Genomic DNA, 22023 nt, shown 5'->3' on the forward strand with positions numbered 1-22023 from the left:
CGAACATCTCAGCTACTTTTCCGAGATCAAAGCATAAGTCGGCCGCGCGACTCGTTCCTTGCGGCTGGATTCGATTAGAGGGGGGAGCTATGCGGGCCAGGGACAGGAGTCTCACTATGGAATGCAGCATTTCTGAGGCTGTTTTACAGGACACCTCGCCGGGGCCAAGCGGCATTCGGTGTCATCGACAATTGGCCATAACGTCGAGCAGCCTCATCGAGAAGTAGCCCAGCTTCATGAACGACACCAGCCAGCACAGGCAATGAAGTATTCGCTTCCCCCCTGGATTCTTGGCCTTCTTCGCCGGAAGCAGAGGGTCGTTCGTTGAAGATCTTGGAAGCCCACTGCTTGCTATGTGCAAATCCGCTACACAATTGCCAAGTATTGAACCAAGTAATTGTCGCGTCTTCGTGAGCGAACTCCACTGACTTCAGGATATCGCCCGAACCGATAGGGATCCACTTCTTCTTCGCTGGGAACCCCTCGAGGGGCAACCCCGCTTCAGCAGCGATGACTCTCAAATCTTCGTATCCAATGCGCCTTGGCATGGAGAATGATTTTGCCCATTCTGCTTGAAAGCCATTCAGGAGTTTAACCTCAGCGCACCAGTATTGGATGCACCTTTTTATTCTTGCGCGTCGTGATTGTGGCGTCATCAGCCACAATGCTTGGCTCATAGCCTCTAAGTGAGCTCGGACGAGCGCGTAGGGACCATGCAGAGGGGCTAAGACGCGGGACCCTTCTTCGGTCTCCATGACAATGAGCTTTCGCAGGCTGCTGGAAACATGGGTGGCAGTTGTCAGCAGATCCATGACCAGACCAGAAAGAGCATAATCACCTAAAGCTCGGTCATCTAGCTCCAAAACGCTGCCCTGTTGAACCGGGAATAGCTCCTTAAGATCTGTTGCAATTTCTTGATCGTGTTCAAGGCGCGTCAGGAGTATGTGCTTGCTGCCAGCCTGAGGATCTTCAGCGGGTGAACTAGCATTTGAATCCATCATTGCAGGACTCTCCAATTGACTCTTATAAGTCCGAAATACTGTTGCGTGCTACTGTGCGCTGTTGGAGTGGGTGCGGTGAACGATGCGGTACACGGTGCTGCGGGCGACTTTGAACAGCTCGGCGATCTCGGCGGTGGTGTGTTCTCCTCCCTTATATAGGGAGACTAGGTGGGCTTCCTGGCTTTTGGAGAGTTTGGGCTGTTTGCCGCGGAGCCGTCCTTTGGCCTTGGCTACCTGCATGCCTTCGCGGGTGCGGGCGCGGATGAGGTCGGATTCGAATTCGGCGACCATGGCCAGGACGTTGAAGAGGAGTCGGCCGACCGGGTCGGTCGGGTCGTGCACGGATCCGCCGATGCTTAGCTTCACCTTCTTCTTTGTCAGTTCTTCGACGATGTCGCGGGCGTCGGGCAGGGATCGGGCGAGCCGGTCGAGTTTGGTGATGACCAGGGTGTCGCCGGCGCGGACCGCGGCAAGGGCTTCACGGAGGCCGGGCCGGTCGCGGTTGGTGCCGGTGAGCCCGTGGTCGGTATAGATCCTGTCTTCGGGGACACCTAATGCGGCCAGTCCGTTTCTTTGGGCGGTGAGGTCCTGCTCGTTGGTCGAGACGCGGGCGTAGCCGATGATGTGCGCGGACATGCCCTAACTGTAGCGTTGAGGCCACCTTCACCGGGCTTTTTTGCGGGCAGGGTATACGCGAATCTGAGAAGCCAGTACTTATATGGGATTTTTCGCGGCATTGGAGCGGTCCGTAAGTGTCGCGGTGGAGGACCGGCTAGTGGGACGCTCCCGGTACTCCACGCACCAAAAGCAACTTCCGGTGCCGCGGTCGAATCTTGGCGCGGAGGTTTTGCGATAAGCCGGCGGAGTTCGTAGCAATGCGAGCCGAACATGGGAACGCGGCCATTCACAGTATCTAGGGCCATGCGCGGTCGCTAGGATATCTGGGTGCGCACTGAATTCACGCCCCAGGACCTAACTCACCGTGACTTCTACCGTCTTCTGACTGCCGTGGTTGTCCCGCGTCCGATCGCTTGGGTCTCGAGTACCTCCGATGACGGCATAGACAATCTCGCACCACACTCCTTTTTCACTGTCGCCTCCGTGAATCCGCCGATCGTGCAGTTCACCTCGGTTGGCGAAAAAGATACGTTGCGGAATATCAGAGCGCTAGGGGAATTTGTGGTGAACTTTGCTACCGCTTCCCTGATGGCTGAGGTCAACGCCACCGGGACCAATTTTTCACCGGACGTCAGCGAGTTCGACATGGCGAGACTCGTCCGCGAACCTAGCCACAGCGTAAGACCGCCCCGAGTGCAGGGGTCCCCTGTGGCGCTGGAATGCCGACTGCACCAAGCAATCGTTATGGGGGATTGCACTTTGGTTTTCGGTGAGGTGATTCATGCAGCTGTCTCATCCGCTGTCCTTGACGGCGATCATCCTCGTATCGGCTGCCTGCAGCCTCTGGCCCGTTTGGGCCGGGACGAATGGGCAGTCGTAGGTGAAGTGAGAGAGCTCAAGCGCATTCGGCGGGCGGAATGGCCCGGCCCGTTCCAGCCCAGCTCAGCGGTCTGCAGGCAGGGGGACTGAGCCGGGCCAGAAAGCGGGCGTAGAACCTTCAGCCTCCAGGCCGAAGGTGACGATCGCGGTGGCTACCGCTTTGATGATGGATGCTTTGCGCACCCTTCAAACTTTTTGGGGTTTGTTCTGACAACCGGACCTGTGACCAGGCAATGCTTTAGGCCCGGATGGCATCCAGTTCGTCGGCATTCAGGTCCGTACCGCCTGCGGGTCGGCCAATGCCTCGAACACCGAATCCGCTGTCTACCCATACACATTCGCCGGTGGCGTGTCCGGACGCTTTGGCGGAGGCGAGATAGACGAAGGTTCCGGCGTAATCTTCCGGCTCGGGAATTCGTTGCAGGGGGATAACAGACTCCGCCCCCGGAAGCACGGCATCGATCGGATCCTGGCTCAAGCAGCGCAGACCCTCCATTCGGGTCCGGGCTACGCCAATCGCCACTCCATTTACGCGTACCTGTGGTGCAAACTCCCATGCCAATTGACGGACAATTCCCAGATTCGCGTGTTTCGTGGACACGTACAGCACGCCGTCGTCGACGGCCCTATAGCTGGCCAAGGAACAAGAGAAAATCATGGTGCCACGGGACCTCAGCAGAGGTCCCAGACTGGCTCGGGCTCCCAATAGATAGCCCTTGACGTTCACAGCGTAAATTTCGTCGATCGCCTCTTCCAGTTTGTCGGCAGGAATTTGCGCCAACGAGAGATTCCCGGCGCCCACGCCGGCGTTGCCCACGAAAATGTCCAGCCGGCCGAACGCATCGACGGCGGAATCGACGGCCCGCTGGTTGTCGTCCAGCGATTCGACGCATCCCAGCGAGGTAACCACTTCGCTGCCGAACTCCGCTGTCAATTCCTGCAGGCGTGACTTGTCGCGATCCAGCACGGCCACGCGGGCTCCGGCCTCCAGAAACGCACTAACTACTGCGCGTCCAATTCCCGCACCGCCGCCGGTGATGAGTGCGGACTTCCCAGTCAGGTCTGACATGTTGTGTTTCCTTCAGGTATTCAGAAATCGTGGGTCACGAAGGGCCCACGATGGTCTGAGTGAGATTGATTCGTCGATCAGGCCATTACGGCGCCGCCATTTACATCGATGCTCGCGCCCGTTGTGAATGCGGCGTCCTCCGACACCAGATAGGGGATGATCGCGGCAACTTCGGGTGCGCGACCCAGCCGCCCCAGCGGGATGTTGTCCATCAGATGTTGCTTGGTGCCGTCCGGTGCTGTCATAAAATAATCGTCCAAATGTTCGGTGCCGATGCTGCCCGGGTGGACGACGTTGACGGTCACGCCGGTCCGGGCGACTTCCAGCGCCAGCTGCCGCGACATGCCGACCAGGCCGGCTTTGGCCGCCACATAACCAATGGCGTTTCCCGGTGCGGGCGAGCGGGCCACGACGGACCCGATGTTTACAATCCGGCCCCAGCCCTGCTCGATCATGGCGGGCAGGAAACGCTGCGAGAGCAGGAATGGCGAGGTGAGATTAACGTCCAGCTGCTGCTGCCAGTCCTGTCGCTGGGTCTGAAGCGCCGGCGGTGCTTCGAGGAATCCGCCGGCATTGTTTACCAGGATGTCAACACCCCCGAAAACGCTGACGGCGGCATCATGAAGTTGACCGATGTCCTCTTCGCGGGTTAGATCTCCGGTGAAGCTGGCCACGCGGCTGCCGGTCTCCGCCTGAAGCCGCGTGGCGCTCTCGGCCATGGCTTCGGGACCGGACCGCGCGCAGATCATCACACTGTGTCCAGCCCGGGCCAGCGCTTGGGCAATGGCCGCACCAATGCCTTGGCGGGACCCGGTCACAATGGCACGGCGCGCCCTGTCCGTACCTTCCATCAAGCGCCTGCCTTCGTCCGAGCTCGACCGACGCGACCGCCCGGCCTGCTGAGGCCCCTCACACCCAGGCCGCTGTCCGCGGTGATGACGGTGCCCGTCATGATGCCCGAGTCCTCCCGGGAGGCCAGCAGGGTGAAGACACCGGCATAGGATTCGGTGGTCGGAACCTCCTGCAGCGGCAGGACGGCACCGGTGCCGTCCAGCACCGAATTGTGGGAGGACTGCCCCAGCGCGCTGATGCCGCCCAGACGTGTGGGAGCGACGCCGGGAGCCACGCCATTGACGCGGACATCGGGGGCGAACTCGTAAGCGAGCTGCCGCACCACGCCCAGGACCGCATGCTTGGAGGCCGTATACAGTACGCCTCCGCCTGCGGCATGCGAGCTGGCGAATGAAGCGGTCAGGATGATGCTTCCGTTGGACGCAATCAGGTGGGGGAGGGCAGCACGCGCCCCCAGCAGCGGCGCCAGCACATTGACTCCGAACAGTTCGTTGAAGGCCGATTCCAGGCCCTCTCCGTCAATGTCCTCGAGCATGGTGGCGCCGTCGGTGATGCCGGCGTTTCCGACGAACACGTCCAGCTGTCCAAAACGTTCAACGGCCCGGTTGACCGCCCTCAGGTTGCCCTCCCAGGAGCTGACGTCGGCAGCAATAGGTTCGACGGCGTCGCCCAACTCGTCGCGCAGACGGGACACTCGCTCACCGGAAATGTCGACCGCCACCACACGGGCGCCTTCCGCGACGTACCGCTCGACGACGGACTTGCCAATCCCGGACCCGGCGCCGGTCAGGACGATGACCTGCCCTTCAAGCCGGGTCAACGGATTCCTCCGTTAGTTGTGAAAGCCCGAAGGCAGGCTGGTTCTCGCATTGCAGTCTTGAGTAAAAGCATTCCTTAGCTCCTTTGGTGCACCGGCGCTCGGTCGCTGGTGAAGCTAGGACCCGTGCCGAATTGTTTCTGGCTTCGAATGACTATTTGTTGCTGATCAGGGCTGAAGCCGCCTTCTGGCGCGTTCGCGGACCACGCGCTCCTCCTCAGGAAGTACGAAGAGCGAGAGCTGATGTCCGCCGGGAACCTCCAGGCGCTGGACGGTCTGGTCCCAAGGGGTGTCGGTGACTTCTCCTGAGATTTTTCCGCCAGCGTCGGTCAGATGCGAGGCAAGTTCCTTGAGCCGGCCGACGTCGGGGGCTTCCACGCGGAGGGCAACGTCTGTCTCCAGAAGCGTGCCCGTTTCGGACTGGTCCACGAGATCCCACTGGTCCTCGTCGAACAATTCGATCGAGGCATAGCTGACATTGAAGAGGACGCCCCGCTGCCCGCCCGGATGGGTCCAATCATCCACGACATCAAGACCCAAACCATCGCGGTAAAACTTCACCGCCGAATCCAAATCCTTGACCTTCAAGCAAATTCGTAGCTCATCGAATGTCCGTCGGTGTTCCTCCGGCGCGAGTGAGGGCCGGCTGACAAGGACATACATGTAACCGTCGGGTGCCCGGAAATGAGACCACGCGGTGGCCCACGAATCGGCAACGCCATCGTGCACGTCGCCGATGAATTCGATCCCGGCCTTTTCCATGTGGATGCGGACTTCCCGGACGTCATCCACAAGGATGCCGGCGACCGGGTGTTCAAAGAAGTCATGGTTCGAGTCCGTCGGTTTGAACACCTCGAAGGAGCTCCCGTCCGGAAAGCTGAAGACGCGCGCATGGTCCTGTTCCAGCTCAACGTCGAGCCCCAAGACGTCGCCGAGCAGCTTCGTCATCCCGTCCAAATTTTGGCTGCTGGAGCCCAGCCACGACAGCCCGTAGATTTTCAACGCACAATCCCTTCCTGTGGATACACTTTTGAAGACACTTTGAACCTAGCCCCATCCTCAAGGGGCGTCAACGGTTTTCGAAACTATTACCTGGTCGCCTAGATCGCCCCATCTTTTGTCCCCAAACCGCCCGCGCATAAATATTTGCCAAATTCATTGACAGTGATTGCAATCACAGCTTCAATGAAGCAGCAGCGGCTGCGCATCCATTTTTGTATACACTCTCTGGTTCAGGAGCCAAGATGTCTTCTTCTCTGCCTGAAATATCTATGCCACCCCTAAAGAGCCGGGTAACCGACGATCCCCAAGTAGTTGCCGAGCAACTGGCGAACGATTACAGCAACCATGTGGTGCCGGTGTCAGCCCGGATCGGGCGCTGGCAGCTGACTATGTCATTCTGGTCATTGATCAGTGCGATGGTGTGGCTGTTTTACGGAGCGCTGGTCGCGAGCCTGTACGGCAGCGTCAACGCTGTAATCGCGATCGTGCTCAGCGTGCTCACCTACTCCATTATGGGACGGTTATTTACCCGGTGGGGGATTCGCAGCGGGTTGAACAGCACCATGCTGACCAGGCGCATGTTCGGCACAGCCGGTGCGTTCCTGACGGCTATTCTGATCGCTGCGAACACGACGTACTACGCGGTTTTCGAGAGCAGCACCCTCGCGGTGGCGTTCCACTACTACACCCCAGACTGGGATATCCGCATCTGGTACGCGATCATCGTGATCGCCATGCTGCCGCTGATGCTGGGCGGGGTCCAGACATGGATGGCTCGGGTCAACGGACTGCTGCTGCCGTTTTACGGGGTGGGGCTGATCGCGGTCCTGATCATCACCGCCATCAACTACCCCGGCAGTGACTGGCTCAGCTTCGACGGGATCGTGCCCGTCGAGGGGCGGGCGTACCCGGGATGGCTGCTGGGCTTTGTGCTGTACATGGGTATCTGGCTGCTGATGCCCACCACACAGGACTTCGCGCGTTTTGGGCGGATCGAGGATGAGAGGTTCCATTCGCGTGTCAGTTTTGGCCCGGTCTTCTACTTCGTTCTGTTTCTGGTCAACGGACTCGCAGGGATATTCCTTGTTCGCGCCGTGATCCCGACCGAGCCGGCCGCAGAGACCGGCGTTGTGCTGGCCATACTGGGGGCGAGCGGGGTGCTGGGGCTGATCCTGATCGTCATATCCCAAACCCGTATCAACACCCTGAACTACTATCAGGCGTCCACCAACTGGGACCGCATCTGGACCGGACTGACCGGACGGCGCGTGCATCGTGGCGTATGGGTGGTTTTTGTTGCGGTCCTGGTGTTCCTAATGATGCTCACCGACGTCTTCGCGTACCTGCAGAAGGCACTGACATGGCAGGGAGTGTTCCTGGTCAGCTGGGTGGCCATCGCGCTCACGCACTACGCGATGGTATCCAGGGACAGGAACCACGGACCGGAATTCCGGGCACAGCGGCTCCCAGTTGTCACTTGGGGGCTGGGCGTATGGGTAGTCTCCGCCGGGGCAGGCATCTTTGTGGCCGAAGTGCCCGGCGTCCCAGTAGCACTGAGTGCCATTCCCGCCATCGTCGCGCTGGTAACCGCCACCGTGCTCTACGCCCTGGTTCTGACGCTGGCTCCTACACGGGTCGACGCGTCCAAGCCCGATCCCCGTACTGAGGTCGATGACCCGGAACGGCACTGGATTGAATGCCACATCTGCGACCGCTCCTATGTGACCATCGAGATGGACCGTGACGTCCACGCCGACTTGGCCCCGATTTGCGACGCCTGCGCCACTGGACGCCGCACGGCCTCCACCACGGCCCAGTGACCTCGACGCTCCGGTCACCGGGCCGAGCGGCACGGTGACCGGAGTGTTGCCATTCAACGAACCAAGAAGGAAGGCAGCCGAATGGAGTTCGAGCACCTGTTTACCCCGGGTCGAATCGGGAATCTTGAAATACGGAACCGAGTGATTAAATCACCGCAAACCACCGCCACCTCCAACCCCGACGGCACGGTAACTCAGCGGACCGTCAACCACTACCGCCGACTGGGTGAAGGCGGGGTTGGACTGGTGCTGATGGAGTACAGCTACGTCGACGACGACGCGAGCAAATCGATCCACGGCCAGGTGGGCATCAGTCGACGCGAACACATACCCGGCCTCGGCTGGCTGGTGGACGAGGTCCACTCCACCGGAGCCAAAGTGGGCATCCAACTGGTGCACACAGGCCGGCAGAAATTCCTCGGCCAAGGGTCAATGAAATCCGCGTCCACCTCGTCATGGGACTACGTGGAGTCGCAGTACGGCAACCAGCCCGTCCCCATGACCGTGCCCGAGATCAAAGGAGTGGTGGAGGCCTTCGGTTTAGCCGCCGCCCGTGCCCACGCCGCGCGCTTCGACATCGTGGAGGTCCACGCCGGCCATGGTTACCTGATCACCAATTTCCTGTCGCCGCACACAAACGACAGGACCGATGAATACGGGGGCTCGTTCGAAAACCGTTCCCGGCTGCTCTTGGAAGTCGTCGACAGCATCCGGGCGCATGTGCCAAGATCCTTCCCCCTGAGTATCCGCCTCTCCGTTACGGACTATGAGGAGGACGGAATTCCCATCGGGGAGACAGTGGCCCTGAGTCGGCTCCTCCAAGAACACGGGGTCGACGTCGTCCATGCATCCGGCGGCCACCACGCCCTGATGGAATGGGAGGTCAGCCCTTGGTTCATGCCAAGAACGCCGCACCGCTGGGGCTGGGAGGAAATCCGCAAGGCCGTCACCATCCCGATCATCGCCTCCGGCTCGATAGTCGTCCCTGACGTGGCCGAGGACATCCTTGCATCCGGGTCCGCCGACTTTGTCTCGCTCGGACGGGCGCTGCTGGCCGACCCGGATTGGGCGAAAAAAGCGCAAGACGGCAGGGCAATGGAGATCGTCCCGTGCATCCGCTGTAACGACGGCTGCCTGCACCGCGGCATCAATACCGGGCGCAGCGTCGGCTGCAGCGTCAATCCCAACGTATCCGAGGAAGGCCGCTTCCCGATCAACCCGGCGCCGGCATCCCGAAAGATAGCAGTGGCAGGCGGCGGGCCCGCGGGACTGCGAAGCGCGGCCCTGCTGCACGACAGGGGACACGACGTGACGCTCTTTGAGCCCAACGAACTTGGTGGGCTGCTGGCCCATTCACTCGGATCCGATATTAAGCAGGATCTTGCAGGACTGACGAGGCACCTGATACATGAAGTACGTCGGCGCGGCATCACGGTGATCCACCGGGCCGCGACCGCCCGGGAACTGATCGAGGGCGGATACGCCACCGTCTTCCTGGCCACCGGAGCCCCTGACCGTGAGGCTGACTTCCCGATCGACTCGGCCGTGCCGGTGATCAGGCCCCAAGCCGCCACGGAGTCCGCCAAACTCGACGGCCACGTGGTGGTCATCGGCGGCGGTTTACAGGGCAGCGAGACGGCCCTGCGCCTTGCCGCCCGGGCAGGCACAAAAGTCACCGTCGTCGAGCGGGGGCCAAGCTTGCTCGGCGGCGATGAAGTCTTTACTGACATCGCCGTCCTGCCACAACGATTGGCGTTGGCCGGCGTGGACGTCCTCACCAGCACGGAAGCAGTGGCCGTGACGCACGCCGGCGTCCGGGTACAAACGGAAGGAGGGGCCGCCCGGACCCTTTGGGCCGACGTCGTCGTACTGGCCACTGGGAGGCGGCAGCAGGACCACAGTCTGTCCGAGGCATTGAAGGAAGCTGGCATCGAGGTGCAAATCGTTGGCTCCGCTGCCGTTCCGGGTCGGGTCTTCGACGCCATCCATTCGGCATACTTTGCCGCTCGCCTCGCGTGAGGATTTCACCGTAATGAGCTGCATAAGAGCCCTCTGCAGAATTTTTGCGCGGGACCTCTTGTGCGATCCGACACACCATGGCAAGATTGCGAATGGAAGGAGTACATACAAAAATGTATTCAAATAACGGGGTATTGCAGGCAACGCGGCCGGTTTCTGTCGGAAGTCCGCAGCATGCCGTTGCCGTGGATTTCCTGAACCTAGAGGCAGAGCTGCTTGACGACCTGAAGGAGCGTGAATGGCTCGAGCACCTGGTCAGCAAGGACATCGAATATCAGTTGCCCTTGCGGCAGACCGTTGAGCGCGCACGGGGGACTGGATTTGTCGACGGCAGTTATCACCTGAATGAGAACTACGGCTCCTTGGAAAGCAAAGTGGCCCGCAACGAGACGCCGTATGCATGGGCTGAAGACCCGCCGTCCCGGGTGCGTCACTTCATCACCGGGATCCGGGTTCGTGAGGACACAGATCCTAACCTGCTGCACGTGCGCAGCAACGTGCTGATTTATCGGACGCGTCAGGAACAGACCACTCCCCAGATCTTGTCCGGTGAGCGGATGGACATTCTGCGCAATGAGGCGGCGGGATGGAAACTGCTCCGGCGCGTGGTGAACCTTGACCTGACAGTCATCGGTACTCACAACCTGTCTTTGTTCTTCTGAAATTGAAACTTCTGACCAAGCCCGAACTCTGCGACCCGCCAGGACGCAAGGAGCGAACATGACCAACACCGAGCAAAGCCTGTCACCACAAGTCGACCGCCTGCTGACGCAGTTGGAAAACGGATTGCCGGACGGCGAGGTGCCGGCATCCATTTTTGGCCATCCGGGCCTCTACCAAGCTGAATTGCGCAAGATTTTCGGCCGCTGCTGGGTATTCCTGGCCCACGAATCGGAGATCGCTGCTAACGGCGACTACGTGGTGCGCAAGATCGGCGAAGACAACTTCATCGTCTCCCGCGATGAAGAAGGCCAGATACACGTCCTCTTCGACGCCTGCCGGCACCGGGGCGTGCAGGTGTGCCGGTCGGACTCCGGCAACAGCTCGCACTTCCGCTGCCCGTACCACGGCTGGACCTACTCGTCCGACGGTTCCCTTGTTGGGGCGCCGCTGTGGAAGAACGCCTTCGGGGGCATGGACAAGTCCAAGAACGGCCTTACCAAGGCCGCCCAAGTGAAGTCCTATCACGGGCTGGTCTTTGCCACCCTGGACCCCACAGCCCCGCCTCTGGAAGAGTATCTAGGCGGCATGGGCTGGTACATGGACCTTGTCTTCGGTCTGGACAAGGACGGCGTAGAAGTCCTCGGGGCGCCCCAGCGCTTCGTGGTGGATGCGAACTGGAAATCCGGATCGGATAACTTTTCCGGCGACGACTACCATCTGGGCACGCTGCACCGATCGGTCTGGTCCATCGGTGCCTTTCCAGTGCCATTCAGCGAAAACATGATGGGCTACCACGTTCAGGCCGCCAAGGGACACTCACTTTCCTTCTCCATGGCAGAGGACGCGGACGAACCCGGTCCCAATTTTTTTGGCTTCCCGGAAGATCTGGCCGAGCACTTCGACACCGCACGGATCAGCGAACATCAGTTGGAGATTGCCCGGCGGGCCAGAGTGTTCGTGGGCAACGTGTTCCCGAATTTTTCGATCCTTGCGCTGCCGATGTCCGAGGACGGCGCCCACCACGAACCGACGGGCATCCTGACCATCCGCACATGGCAACCCAAGGGGCCTGGCCAGATCGAGATCTGGAACTGGTTCTTGGGCTACAAGAACATGAGCCCCGAGCAGAAGGAACGCGCTTACCGTGCAGGCCTGGGCACGTTCTCCGTCGGTGGTTCCTTCGAAATGGACGACACGGAGCCTTGGATCACCGTCGGACGTACGGGTCGTTCGGTGGCTGCCGAGGTGCTCGATTTCTCACTTAACTACCAGATGGGCATGCCCGGCGTAGGCATCGCCAAAGAGGTTACGGACTGGCCTGGCCCCGGGGTGGCCTACTGGACCCGCTATGAGGAAGGCGTCCAGCGGAACCTCTACCGGTACTACACGGAAATCATGCGGGCCGAGCCCGGCGAATGGCCGGAGAACAAACTGTGAACCCTGCAACGAACCCTTCTGCGGACGAACAGGATTCACAGTGGATCAGCGAAGTCCGTGACCGGTACCGGGAATCGGGGTTGGCCGGACGACTACGCCCCGGTAAGAGTCCCGCAGTCGTCGTCGTCGACCTGCAGACAGGGTTCACCAATCCGCAGTGTGGGCCGGGCTTCGACCTGGATGACGTCGTCGCCGGGACTGTCCAGCTAGTCAAGAACGCACGGCAGGCCAACCGTCCGGTCTACTTCACCGCCATCTCCTTCACTGACGCTCAGGCCAAGTCATCGGTCTGGCTGTCCAAGATGCCGGTGCTGTCCGTCCTGCGGGCAGACAGCGGCTGGGACGAAATCGACCCGCGGCTGGCGCCAGAGCCAGGCGAGTCAGTGGTGATGAAACAGGCTGCGTCCGCCTTCGCTGGCACCAATCTGGCCGAACAGCTCAGGAGCGATGAGGTGGACACGCTACTGATATGTGGAGCCACTACCTCGGGATGCGTTCGGGCCAGTGTGGTGGATGCGTGCGCCTTAGAGTTGCCTACCTTCGTCGTGCGCGATTGCGTGGGGGACCGGGAACAGCGCCCACACGACGGGGCACTACTGGATATGGACGCGAAGTACGCAGATGTGGTGTCGCTGGACGACGCCCTAGAAATTATTGGAGCGGCGCCATGAGCATTAATAAGGCACTGACCGAACTTTCCCGTGCGCCCCAGGCGCTCGGCCAGGCACGAGTCCTCCTCGGAGGCCCGGCCCGCCTCGTTCTGGAGGAAGCCCAGGCACCCGGCTGGGGGCTGGCATCGGAGCGCGAACTTGGATACTTCACCTATGACGGCGCTGCGATCCTCGACGAGCTGCAGTCCTCGGGGCTTCGCGGCCGCGGCGGCGCCGGGTTTCCGGCACACATCAAGTGGCGGACGGTGGCCAGCGCCTCCGGCCGCAAGGTCGTGGTGGCCAACGGACACGAAGGCGAGCCGGCTTCGGCCAAGGACCGCTGGCTCCTGACGAACCGTCCGCATCTGGTGCTCGACGGCCTGTTCCTTGCGGCCACCACCGTGGGCGCGGACCGCGCGATCGTCTATGTCTCCCACCCGGACTCCATTGGGGCAGTCCGGCAAGCCATCGCTGAGGTTACAGCCGCCGGATTGGTTCCTGCCGGTCTTCGGCTCGAATGCTTTGAAGCCAGCGGCGGCTACGTGGCCGGTGAAGAGTCCGCGGTGTGCCGGGCGATCAACGGCGGCCCGGCCCTGCCGACGGACAAACCGCCAAGGCCGTTCGAGGCGGGTGTGGACGGGTTGCCGACCCTGGTCTCGAATGTCGAGACACTGGCACAGGCGGCCTGGATCGCCAACAACGGGGCTGCGGCCTTCCGGGTCTGCGGGACCGAAGCCTCCAGTGGCACCGCGCTGTTCACCCTCCTCGCTCCCGATCTGGACGGGGTGATCTATGAGGCGCCGATGGGCAGCACCATCGGTGAGCTGTTTGCGGCGGCCGGAGGGAAGCCCGAGAACTACAGCGGATTACTGATGGGCGGTTGGTTCGGGGGTGTTCTGCAGGGTGAACTGCTGTCTCTGGCCTGCTCTTATGAAGCGGTGGCTGCACGCGGCAGCGGGCTTGGTGCAGCCGCCATCACGGCGCTGGGTCCCGACGATGACGTGGTGGCCATTGCTGCACAGCTCGCCGCCTGGTTCCAGCAGGAGTCAGCAGGCCAGTGCGGCGTCTGCATCAACGGCACTAAATCAATCCACAAAACCCTGAGGCGGGCGTCTGACGGAACTGACTCCCAGTTGGACCGGGAAAACCTCCTCCGGTGGGGGACCACGCTCTCCGGACGGGGTGCCTGCGCGTTCGTGAATGGATCTGCCACTCTGGCCCGCAGCATCTCGGATGAGCTAAGCAGGCGTTCGATGCCAGTACTGAACGGAGAAAAGACATGCGTGTAACTGTGGACGCTACCAAATGCGAAGGCTACGGCGCCTGTGTCGATATTTGCCCGAGCGTCTTCAACATGGACGACTGGGGCTACGTTGCCACCACCGGAGACGGAACAGTACCTGACGGAGAAGAGAAAGCGGTGCTCAAGGCGATTAGTCTCTGCCCGGAAAATGCCATACGGCGAAGCGGATGATCCGGTCCGTTTAAGGCGCCAGTTTCAGGCATCGGTCTTCGGGAGCCCCGCCGCCACGGGGCCCCGGGCCCAACACAACCGAAGGAGCTTTTTGTGGATTTGGAAATCGCAGGGCAGACGGCACTGGTAACCGCAGCCTCCCGTGGAATCGGCCGGGCCGTGGCCTGCCGGTTGGCGGATGAGGGCATGACAGTGGTCGCCGGAGCACGGACAGCCGAGCGGGAAGAGGAAAAACGCGGTCAAGGAAACATCATTCCTATCGTCAGCGACCTCTCCGACGCCGAAGCCACCGGCCGTTTGGTCGGCGACGTGGTCCGGCAGCATGGGCGCTTGGACGTGCTGGTGCTGAACACCCCCGGCCCGAAGATCGCGCCCGTGCTGGAAACGAGCTGGGAGGACTGGTACGCCGCCCACGACACGCTCCTGCGTCCCGTGGTGCAGCTGGCCTTGGCTGGTGCCCGGCAAATGCGGAAGCAGGGCAGCGGGACGATGGTCTTGCTGTCCTCCACCTGGGTGCGCCAGCCCGCCCCTGGGGGGGCATTGTCCGCCTCTTACCGCTCCGCGGCCTCCCTAATGCTTAAGACGCTGGCGCGTGAGGTGGCTGCGGAAGGAATTCGCGTTCTGCAGGTGATGCCGGGAGCAACGGGTACTGAACGGATGCAGAACATTGTCTCCGCCAAGGCCGACACCCACGGAACCACTCCCGATCAGGAGATTGCCAATGTGGTGGCCGGTATCCCGCTGGGTCGCTGGGCCGAACCCGAGGAGATCGCCGACGTAGTGGCGTTTGCCGTCTCGCCCCGGGCAAGTTTCATGACAGGTTCCACTATTACGGTCGACGGCGGAGCCGTCGCGGCCTCCAACTAGGAAGAAGGAAAGACATGCCTCGTACATTGACCGAGAACTTCGTTGAGCAGTTCCGCCTGTGCAAAGTAACCCCGGGCGAGACGGTCGCTGTCATCGCCGAGCTGGGGCAGAAGCAGTCGTATGTTGACGCAGCAGTAGCGGCCGCCCGCCAGCTCGGCGCAAGCGCACTGGTTCTGCACGCGTCCAGCCTGTCCAGCCCCATGCTGCCCCCCTATCAGGCTGACGGCCGCGAGGTGGCGGCACTGCTGGCCGCCGCCGGCGAATGCGACTTTGTAGTAGATGTGACCGTGGGCGGGCTCATCCACTCAGACGTGCGCACGCGGATTACGGGCAACGGCAAGCGGATGCTCTTCATCGCCGAACCCAACGATGTGCTGGAACGCCTCATGGGCGGCCCGGAGCTGCGTAACACCGTTGAGGCCGGCGGCAGGAAGCTCCGAGAGGGCAGCGTCCTGCACGTGACCAGCCCAGCAGGAACAGACCTCACCGCCGACATCTCGGGTGAGGATCTGCCAATCACTCACCAGTGGGGTTATGTAGACGAACCGGGCCGCTGGGACCACTGGCCGAGCGGATTCGTCGCTTGCTTCCCCCGCGACCGGACCGCCGAAGGCCAGATTGTCCTCCAGCCGGGCGACGCGTTGATCCCCTGGCAGCGCTACGTCCGTGACACCGTGACGATCTCCGTGGAAAAGGGGTTCATCAAGGACATCTCCGGAAACGGGGCCGACGCTCACGTGCTGCGCGACTACTTCGAGAGCTGGAACGACTCCGAAGTCTGGGCACTGAGCCATATGGGCTGGGGCTTGCTGCCGGTTGCGCGCTGGTCGGCGTTCGACGTCTACGACCCGCGGACCCTCTACGGCCAAGAACTGCGTTCGACCGCGGGGAACTTCATGTGGTCGACAGGCTCCAACCGCTTCGCCGACCGCGAGACCCCCGCCCACTTGGACGTTCCCATGCGGGACTGCACTGTAACTATCGACGGCGCAGCGGTGGTCACCGGCGGCGCCCTGGTGGAGGAGTAAACATGCGAGCCAAACTGGAAAAGGCCATCCTGACGCTGGCCCGCGACTCCGACCTGCTGGAACAAATCCGTTCGAACCCGGAGCAGGCTGCAGATCTTCTGGGTATCGACGCATCATGGGCGTCAGCCATCGTGGCCGGCGACAGGGACCGGCTCCGTTCCGCCGGCGTCAACGACGGGATCACGATCCTTGTCAGCCGCTGGTTCAACGACAATCTAGGCGACACCGAGAGTACCGGTATGTTCGTCGTCGATGAGGAAACACCGCTGCCGCCGGCGGACCTGCCGCGTGGTCTTGTTTTTGCCGGCGGATGCTCTCATGTGCCTGACCTGCTTGCACGGCCCGAAATCGACCCGAGCGAGGGAGTGGAACGACTGCTGGAGGGCTACCGCCGCTTGGGCGCGGACCTGGCAGCGGCCAATCCCGATGTCGTGTTGGTGACAGCTGACTGCCATTTCCAAAGCTTCGACACCGCCCACATTGTGATCGGCAACGGAGACAGCCATACGGGCTCCATGGAGTTCTTCAAGCGCCCCGATCTTGACCTTAAACTCAACGGTGCACCGGAACTGGCTGCCAGCCTGATCGCCGCCGTTCGAGGCGCGGGCTTGGAAGTCGAGGAATCCGGGAAGGTCGATCTCGACCACGGGCTGATTGTCCCGCTGCGGCTGATCCTGCCCCGGCCAGAGATTCCCGTCATCCCGATCATCACCCAACCACACCGCAGCTACTCACCGTTCACTGCACGCGAATTCGGGAAGGCGCTTCGGCAGGCCATCGAGGAATCCGGCCTGCGCGTGGCGATGCTCGCCACCGGCGGCCTCTCGCACTGGCTGGACCCGGGCAAGTTCGGCCACGTGGATCCGGAGTTCGACACTTTCATCCTGCAAATGCTCCAGGCCGGACGGGGTCTGGACCTCGGCGGCTTCGAGCCGTACCCACTGCTGGACCACGGACAGTATGAGTTCATGAACTGGCTCATCATGCTGGGAATTGTGGGGCCGGGCGTGCGCGGGAAGGTGTACGCCTACGAACCCATGGACGCCTCCGGTGGAGGGTGGACCGTCGTGCACATGGACCTGGAGGCCGCGGGTGGATCCGCAGCTTCAATCACTAGCGCAGGGGCGGCCGTTCACGGTGGCTAGACAATTGAAAGTCGGATTGACCCAGTGGAACGCCACTACTGACGTCGATGCCAACCTCTCCGTCGCCGTCGATCTCATTGGGAAGGCGGCGGCGGAGGAGGCTGAGCTGGTTGTCCTGCCGGAAAACGGCCTCATGCTGGGTACAAACGTACAGATGCGCGAGCGGGTCCTGTCCGAGGCCGCACCCGAGGTCGAAGCGGTTCGGGCGGCGGCCGCGGAGTACGGCACAACTGTGATCTTGGGGGGCATGAAGAATGCCACGCCGGGCGGCGTGGTCAATTCGGCCCTCGTCATCGATCCCAAGGGACAGCTGACGGGACGGTACGACAAGATCCATCTGTTCGACGCGCGGGTGAACGGGCAGTCCTTCGAGGCCAGCAGTGTAGAGCGGCCAGGTACCGAGCCGGTTCTGCTCGACCTCAATGGAACGCTCATCGGACTTACAATCTGTTATGACGTCAGGTTCCCCGAGCTTCACCGCCGGCTGGCTCTCGCGGGCGCCCAAATACTCCTGGTGCCTTCGGCGTTCACCCAGTCGACGGGCGAAGCTCACTGGGAGACGCTTTTGCGCGCGCGGGCCATCGAGAACGGCTGCTTCGTCGTGGCCCCGGCGACCGTCCGGTCGCCCCAGGGGCCGGGTTACGACGCCTTCGAAACGTACGGACATGCAATGATCGTGTCTCCGTGGGGTGAAGTCATGACCGACCTGGGTGTAGAGACCCCGGCCGTGCAAGTGCTCACCCTTGACGTCGGAGAGGTCAACCGGGCCCGCGCGTCTCTGCCCGTCCTGCAAGGAACGAAACCAGAGGCCTATTCGGCTGACCCACGAGTACTGGAGATCCGAACAGAAGGAGAGAACCCATGAGTGACGAGACGTTAGATGCTCTGCCGACCGGAGTGATAGCAGCCGACGAATGGTTCGGGATCGGCAATGAGTTTGCTGGTGTGAGCGTCCGCAAGGTCTACACACGGAACGGTGAACGGCTTGAGCTGTTGGTGCCCAGGACCGAAACGCGGATTCTGCTGGATGCCATGCAGCTTGAAATCATCTCACTGCAGAACCCGGAGACCTTCAGCCGGATGTACCAAAAGCACCTTGGCGCGGACGAAACGCTGGAGGACCAGGCGTGACCATGCTCAAACGGCCGGGAACTGCGGTCGATGAAACCCTTGAGAAGATCCGCGAACGGATCATCTCGGGAGTCTACTCACCCGGGATGCGGATCTCTCAGCAGGAACTCGCGGCGGAACTGGAAGTCTCCAGGACGCCCCTGCGGGAGGCACTGCAACGGCTCACGCACGAGGGCCTGGTCATCAGCAAGGCCAACCGCGGGATGGAAGTGGCTCCGGCGTCGATCGTAGACGTGGAGGGATCCTACTATCTTCGGCTGCTGGTTGAACCTGCCACTATTGCCGCCATCGCTCCCCAAGTGACGGAGGAAGATATCGCGGTGATGGAACGGGCGCTGTCCCGGATGGAACAGCCGGCAGTCTCGACCCGTGATTTCCAAGAAGCGCACAGCGAGTACCACAACGTGCTGCTGCACCGCTATCCCAAAGCGTCCGCGGACTTGACCAAGGAACTGCATGCCCAAATTTACCGGTACCAACGGCTGTACTTCGGCCGACCGGTCGCCATCGCCGACTTCACTTGGCTCGACAGAATCTTCCTCCAGGCAGTCATGGAACGAAATGGTGGGCGTGCCCGGCACCTCCTGGAGTTCCATCTATTGGATGCTGCCATCGGACTTGTCCTTGAAGCGGAACCCAAACACACCTTCAAGGTATTGAAGGTCGCCGTCCAAGCGATGCACATGGAAATCGAAGGACTCGGCGAGCCCGATGCTGTACGACCGTACCGGGTGCGGTGGCTTCAGGGGGAGCCACCAGAATTGCCTGAACTTAAGACTTCGAATCTGCATTATGTCGCCGGTTGACCCTTCATCTGGAACGCTTTGCCGGCGACTGACATGCCCCGTATTCCCACAAGGAGAGACATGACCACTTACCGTGCCGGACTGATCGTGCCCAGTTCCAACACCACGATGGAGACCGAAATTCCGGCCATCCTCAGGGGCCGCGAACAGACGCACCCAGAGCGGTTCAGCTTTCATTCCTCCAGAATGCGCATGAAGCATGTCACCCCGGAGGAATTGACAGCAATGGATAGGGATTCTCTGCGCTGCGCGGCAGAGCTGGCAGACGCCCGGGTAGATGTCATGGCCTATGCCTGCCTCGTCGCGATTATGGCCCAGGGGCAGGGGTATCACCGAGATTCCCAAAAGAAACTGGCAGAGGTCGCCGAGGACGAATCGGGCTACCGGATTCCGGTGGTCTCCTCCGCCGGTGCCTTGGTGGAAGCCTTGCATCACCTGAAGGCACGCAAGATTGCCGTCATCGCGCCATACATGAAGGATCTAACCGCGACGGTCTGCGACTACATCGGCGGCGAGGGGATCGAAGTGATTGATTCCATCAGCCTTGAAGTGCCCGATAATCTGGAGGTCGGCCGGCTGGATCCGCAACAGCTGATCGAGCTGTCGAAGCGGGTCAATACGGTTGGCGCCGATGCACTGGTGTTGAGTGCCTGTGTCCAGATGCCCTCGCTGCCGGTACTGGACGTAGTCCAGCAGAATTTCGACATTCCCGTCCTTTCCGCCGCGTCGGCCACGGTGTGGCGTATTCTGACCGACCTGGGGCTTGAGGCGGTGGCGCCGCGGGCGGGTGCCTTGCTCGGCGGTGCGTAATGCCCGGCGCTGATGTTTCGACGGTGCCGCCGGCACCTGCGGCAATCAGCGTGAACCTTGGGGCACCTTTGTTTCGCCAGCAGCGGGATGCCCTACAGGAGTGGGCAAAGACGAGCGGCACCCGCGTGACCGAGTATCCGGATACCTTTTTCACACGGGAATGGCTCCGGAGCATTTCGACCGAAGTGCCCAGTTGCTCCGAAGCGAAACAAGACGCCGATAGCCAAATGCCGGTGGCCATGGTCATAGGTTATGAGCCGCAAGAGCTGTGGTCGCTGATCGTTCTGCTGTCGCATCTGGAGTCCGACGAGAGCACACAAAGAACGGAAGTCGTTTTAATCGCTGAAGGACCTGTCTGGGCGTTGCCCGTGCTAGTAACCGACTTCCCCCGTCTGACAGTTGTACCGCCCGGTACCACTGGCCGTGAACCGCTTGTCGTCGCGCTTGACCAAGCCCTCAGCCGCAGTTCGCTGCTGATGTAGCTGATCTACAGCTACACCAGACGCCGCTCCTAGATCGTATTCCCTTTACTCCAACGCAGACTTCAGGAAATCCAATAATGAGCCCCGAATCTACCGCCGCCACCCAGCAGCTCGCCCTGACAACTGAGGAGATTCTTAAGTCTCATGAGGGTGGGAAGCTGTCCGTTAACAGCACCGTTCCCCTGGCAACAACCCGAGATTTGTCCATTGGCTACACGCCTGGCGTAGCCCAGGTCAGCAATGAAATTGCCCGCGACGCATCGTTGGCCGCTAAGTACACTTGGACCTCCCGTCTAGTGGCAGTGGTGAGTGATGGCACAGCGGTCTTGGGCTTGGGTGACATTGGTCCCCGGGCGTCATTGCCGGTCATGGAGGGCAAGTCGGCCCTCTTCAAGACATTCGCCGGCCTCGATTCCATTCCGTTGGTTATGGATACCACCAATGTGGACGAAATTGTGGAGACACTGGTACGCCTACGGCCCAGCTTCGGCGCCGTTAACCTCGAAGATATCTCCGCGCCGCGTTGCTTTGAACTGGAAGAGAAACTGATTCGGGCGCTTGACTGTCCGGTGATGCACGATGACCAGCATGGCACCGCGGTCGTAGTCCTCGCGGCGCTAACCAATGCGGCCAAGCTCACCGGCCGGTCCTTGCCAACCTTGCGTGTCGTGATATCCGGAGCAGGCGCTGCCGGTATCGCAGTGGCCGAAATTCTGCTCAAATCAGGCATACCCGATATCGTTCTGCTGGATTCACAAGGAATCCTTCACGAAGACCGAAACCGGATGAACCCGGTCAAGGCGAGCTTCGCCTCGCGAACCAATCCCCGAAAACTTACCGGCGGCATCGACGAGGCCCTGGACATGGCGGACGTCTTTATTGGTGTCTCCTCGTCGAGAGTCGGCGAAGAGAGTCTCGCTCGGATGAACACTGACGCCATCATCTTTGCGTTGTCGAACCCAACGCCTGAGGTGGATCCGCACGTCGCACTGGAGTACGGCGCCGTAGTAGCCACCGGACGCAGCGACTTCCCCAATCAAATTAACAACGTCTTGGCATTTCCCGGGATCTTCCTGGGCGCACTGAATGCAGGCGTCCAGCAGATCACACCCGCGATGAAATTGGCGGCCGCAGACGCCATCGCATCTCTGGTGGGTGAGGACCTAGCCGCGGACTACATCATCCCGAGCGCACTGGATGAGCGGGTGGCCCCTGCTGTAAGCGCCGCTGTAGCAGCCGCCTCCTTCGAGTAAACTCTCCGCGAAGGAGCACCTGCTCGAGCCGATAGAAGCGTCGACGCCGAGGCATGGGCCCGATGTAGCCGTTCCACCAGAATGCTGGCCTGCATCACCCGGTGGGATGCCGATAACCGTGAATATGTCGAAACTTGGTTCTGAGTTCTCGCCGTGGGTTGTCTGTTAGCGGAGATGGACCTCACATGATATAGGGTGCC

General features: G+C 61.3%; 23 protein-coding genes. 17 read left to right on the top strand and 6 right to left on the bottom strand.

Features of this window, described 5'->3' with window-relative positions:
• Nucleotides 1-143: 143 nt before the first annotated feature.
• Together ACWF5H_RS01460 and ACWF5H_RS01465 are read right to left on the bottom strand one after the other, a co-directional pair.
• Nucleotides 144-1001, bottom strand: coding sequence for a hypothetical protein (locus tag ACWF5H_RS01460; protein WP_452034351.1), 858 nt, complete (start codon nucleotides 999-1001; stop codon nucleotides 144-146).
• A 48-nt stretch (nucleotides 1002-1049) separates the two neighbouring features.
• Complete coding sequence (locus tag ACWF5H_RS01465; RefSeq protein WP_452034352.1) at nucleotides 1050-1637, bottom strand: recombinase family protein; 588 nt, start codon at nucleotides 1635-1637, stop codon at nucleotides 1050-1052.
• A gap of 309 nt (nucleotides 1638-1946) precedes the next feature.
• On the opposite strand from ACWF5H_RS01465, the gene ACWF5H_RS01470 reads away from it, so the two are divergent.
• The gene (locus ACWF5H_RS01470; protein ID WP_452034353.1) at nucleotides 1947-2588 is read left to right on the top strand and encodes a flavin reductase family protein; all 642 of its coding nucleotides are present in this window, start codon (nucleotides 1947-1949) and stop codon (nucleotides 2586-2588) included.
• Nucleotides 2589-2736: 148 nt separating this feature from the next.
• On the opposite strand, the gene ACWF5H_RS01475 is transcribed toward ACWF5H_RS01470, so the two are convergent.
• From ACWF5H_RS01475 to ACWF5H_RS01490, 4 genes are all read right to left on the bottom strand, one after another.
• Nucleotides 2737-3567: an SDR family oxidoreductase gene (locus ACWF5H_RS01475; RefSeq protein WP_452034355.1), complete on the bottom strand. Its 831-nt coding sequence runs from the start codon at nucleotides 3565-3567 to the stop codon at nucleotides 2737-2739.
• 77 nt (nucleotides 3568-3644) lie between these two features.
• Nucleotides 3645-4418 (bottom strand): SDR family NAD(P)-dependent oxidoreductase, encoded by a 774-nt coding sequence (locus ACWF5H_RS01480; RefSeq protein ID WP_452034357.1) that lies wholly within the window; start codon nucleotides 4416-4418, stop codon nucleotides 3645-3647.
• On the bottom strand, nucleotides 4418-5239 hold the full coding sequence (locus ACWF5H_RS01485; protein WP_452034358.1) for an SDR family oxidoreductase: 822 nt from the start codon (nucleotides 5237-5239) through the stop codon (nucleotides 4418-4420). The genes ACWF5H_RS01480 and ACWF5H_RS01485 overlap by 1 nt, the downstream gene beginning before the upstream one ends.
• Before the next feature lie 165 nt (nucleotides 5240-5404).
• Nucleotides 5405-6184, bottom strand: a complete 780-nt coding sequence (locus tag ACWF5H_RS01490; protein WP_452034360.1) for a VOC family protein — start codon at nucleotides 6182-6184, stop codon at nucleotides 5405-5407.
• Nucleotides 6185-6507: 323 nt separating this feature from the next.
• Here ACWF5H_RS01490 and ACWF5H_RS01495 point away from each other — a divergent pair, with 323 nt between their 5' ends.
• The 16 genes from ACWF5H_RS01495 (at nucleotide 6508) to ACWF5H_RS01570 (ending at nucleotide 21823) form a co-directional block, all read left to right on the top strand.
• Nucleotides 6508-8058, top strand: a complete 1551-nt coding sequence (locus tag ACWF5H_RS01495) for a purine-cytosine permease family protein (RefSeq protein ID WP_452034361.1) — start codon at nucleotides 6508-6510, stop codon at nucleotides 8056-8058.
• Nucleotides 8059-8139: 81 nt separating this feature from the next.
• On the top strand, nucleotides 8140-10077 hold the full coding sequence (locus ACWF5H_RS01500; protein WP_452034363.1) for an oxidoreductase: 1938 nt from the start codon (nucleotides 8140-8142) through the stop codon (nucleotides 10075-10077).
• A gap of 113 nt (nucleotides 10078-10190) precedes the next feature.
• A complete protein-coding gene (locus tag ACWF5H_RS01505) occupies nucleotides 10191-10739 on the top strand; it encodes an aromatic-ring-hydroxylating dioxygenase subunit beta (RefSeq protein WP_452034365.1) in 549 nt (182 codons plus the stop codon).
• 58 nt (nucleotides 10740-10797) lie between these two features.
• Nucleotides 10798-12177 (top strand): aromatic ring-hydroxylating oxygenase subunit alpha, encoded by a 1380-nt coding sequence (locus ACWF5H_RS01510; protein ID WP_452034366.1) that lies wholly within the window; start codon nucleotides 10798-10800, stop codon nucleotides 12175-12177.
• Nucleotides 12174-12848, top strand: a complete 675-nt coding sequence (locus tag ACWF5H_RS01515) for an isochorismatase family protein (RefSeq protein WP_452034368.1) — start codon at nucleotides 12174-12176, stop codon at nucleotides 12846-12848. Before ACWF5H_RS01510 ends, ACWF5H_RS01515 begins: the two co-directional genes overlap by 4 nt.
• Nucleotides 12845-14116 carry an NADH-ubiquinone oxidoreductase-F iron-sulfur binding region domain-containing protein gene (locus ACWF5H_RS01520; RefSeq protein ID WP_452034370.1) on the top strand — a complete coding sequence of 424 codons (1272 nt, stop codon included), beginning with the start codon at nucleotides 12845-12847 and terminating at the stop codon, nucleotides 14114-14116. Before ACWF5H_RS01515 ends, ACWF5H_RS01520 begins: the two co-directional genes overlap by 4 nt.
• Entirely contained in the window at nucleotides 14107-14301 is a 195-nt protein-coding gene (locus tag ACWF5H_RS01525) for a ferredoxin (protein WP_452034371.1), read from the top strand. Before ACWF5H_RS01520 ends, ACWF5H_RS01525 begins: the two co-directional genes overlap by 10 nt.
• 93 nt (nucleotides 14302-14394) lie before the next feature.
• Nucleotides 14395-15168 carry an SDR family oxidoreductase gene (locus ACWF5H_RS01530; protein WP_452034372.1) on the top strand — a complete coding sequence of 258 codons (774 nt, stop codon included), beginning with the start codon at nucleotides 14395-14397 and terminating at the stop codon, nucleotides 15166-15168.
• A gap of 14 nt (nucleotides 15169-15182) precedes the next feature.
• Entirely contained in the window at nucleotides 15183-16196 is a 1014-nt protein-coding gene (locus ACWF5H_RS01535; RefSeq protein ID WP_452034373.1) for a hypothetical protein, read from the top strand.
• Nucleotides 16197-16198: 2 nt separating this feature from the next.
• Nucleotides 16199-17341: a DODA-type extradiol aromatic ring-opening family dioxygenase gene (locus tag ACWF5H_RS01540; RefSeq protein WP_452034375.1), complete on the top strand. Its 1143-nt coding sequence runs from the start codon at nucleotides 16199-16201 to the stop codon at nucleotides 17339-17341.
• A gap of 4 nt (nucleotides 17342-17345) precedes the next feature.
• On the top strand, nucleotides 17346-18206 hold the full coding sequence (locus ACWF5H_RS01545; protein WP_452034377.1) for a nitrilase-related carbon-nitrogen hydrolase: 861 nt from the start codon (nucleotides 17346-17348) through the stop codon (nucleotides 18204-18206).
• On the top strand, nucleotides 18203-18472 hold the full coding sequence (locus tag ACWF5H_RS01550) for a hypothetical protein (protein ID WP_452034379.1): 270 nt from the start codon (nucleotides 18203-18205) through the stop codon (nucleotides 18470-18472). Before ACWF5H_RS01545 ends, ACWF5H_RS01550 begins: the two co-directional genes overlap by 4 nt.
• A 2-nt stretch (nucleotides 18473-18474) precedes the next feature.
• A complete protein-coding gene (locus ACWF5H_RS01555; RefSeq protein ID WP_452035311.1) occupies nucleotides 18475-19278 on the top strand; it encodes a GntR family transcriptional regulator in 804 nt (267 codons plus the stop codon).
• Nucleotides 19279-19338: 60 nt separating this feature from the next.
• The gene (locus ACWF5H_RS01560) at nucleotides 19339-20088 is read left to right on the top strand and encodes a maleate cis-trans isomerase family protein (protein ID WP_452034381.1); all 750 of its coding nucleotides are present in this window, start codon (nucleotides 19339-19341) and stop codon (nucleotides 20086-20088) included.
• Entirely contained in the window at nucleotides 20088-20570 is a 483-nt protein-coding gene (locus tag ACWF5H_RS01565) for a hypothetical protein (RefSeq protein WP_452034382.1), read from the top strand. Before ACWF5H_RS01560 ends, ACWF5H_RS01565 begins: the two co-directional genes overlap by 1 nt.
• 77 nt (nucleotides 20571-20647) lie before the next feature.
• Nucleotides 20648-21823, top strand: coding sequence for an NAD(P)-dependent malic enzyme (locus ACWF5H_RS01570; RefSeq protein ID WP_452034383.1), 1176 nt, complete (start codon nucleotides 20648-20650; stop codon nucleotides 21821-21823).
• The last annotated feature ends 200 nt before the right edge of the window (nucleotides 21824-22023 follow it).

The sequence above is a fragment of the Arthrobacter sp. NPDC055138 genome, from assembly GCF_053607305.1.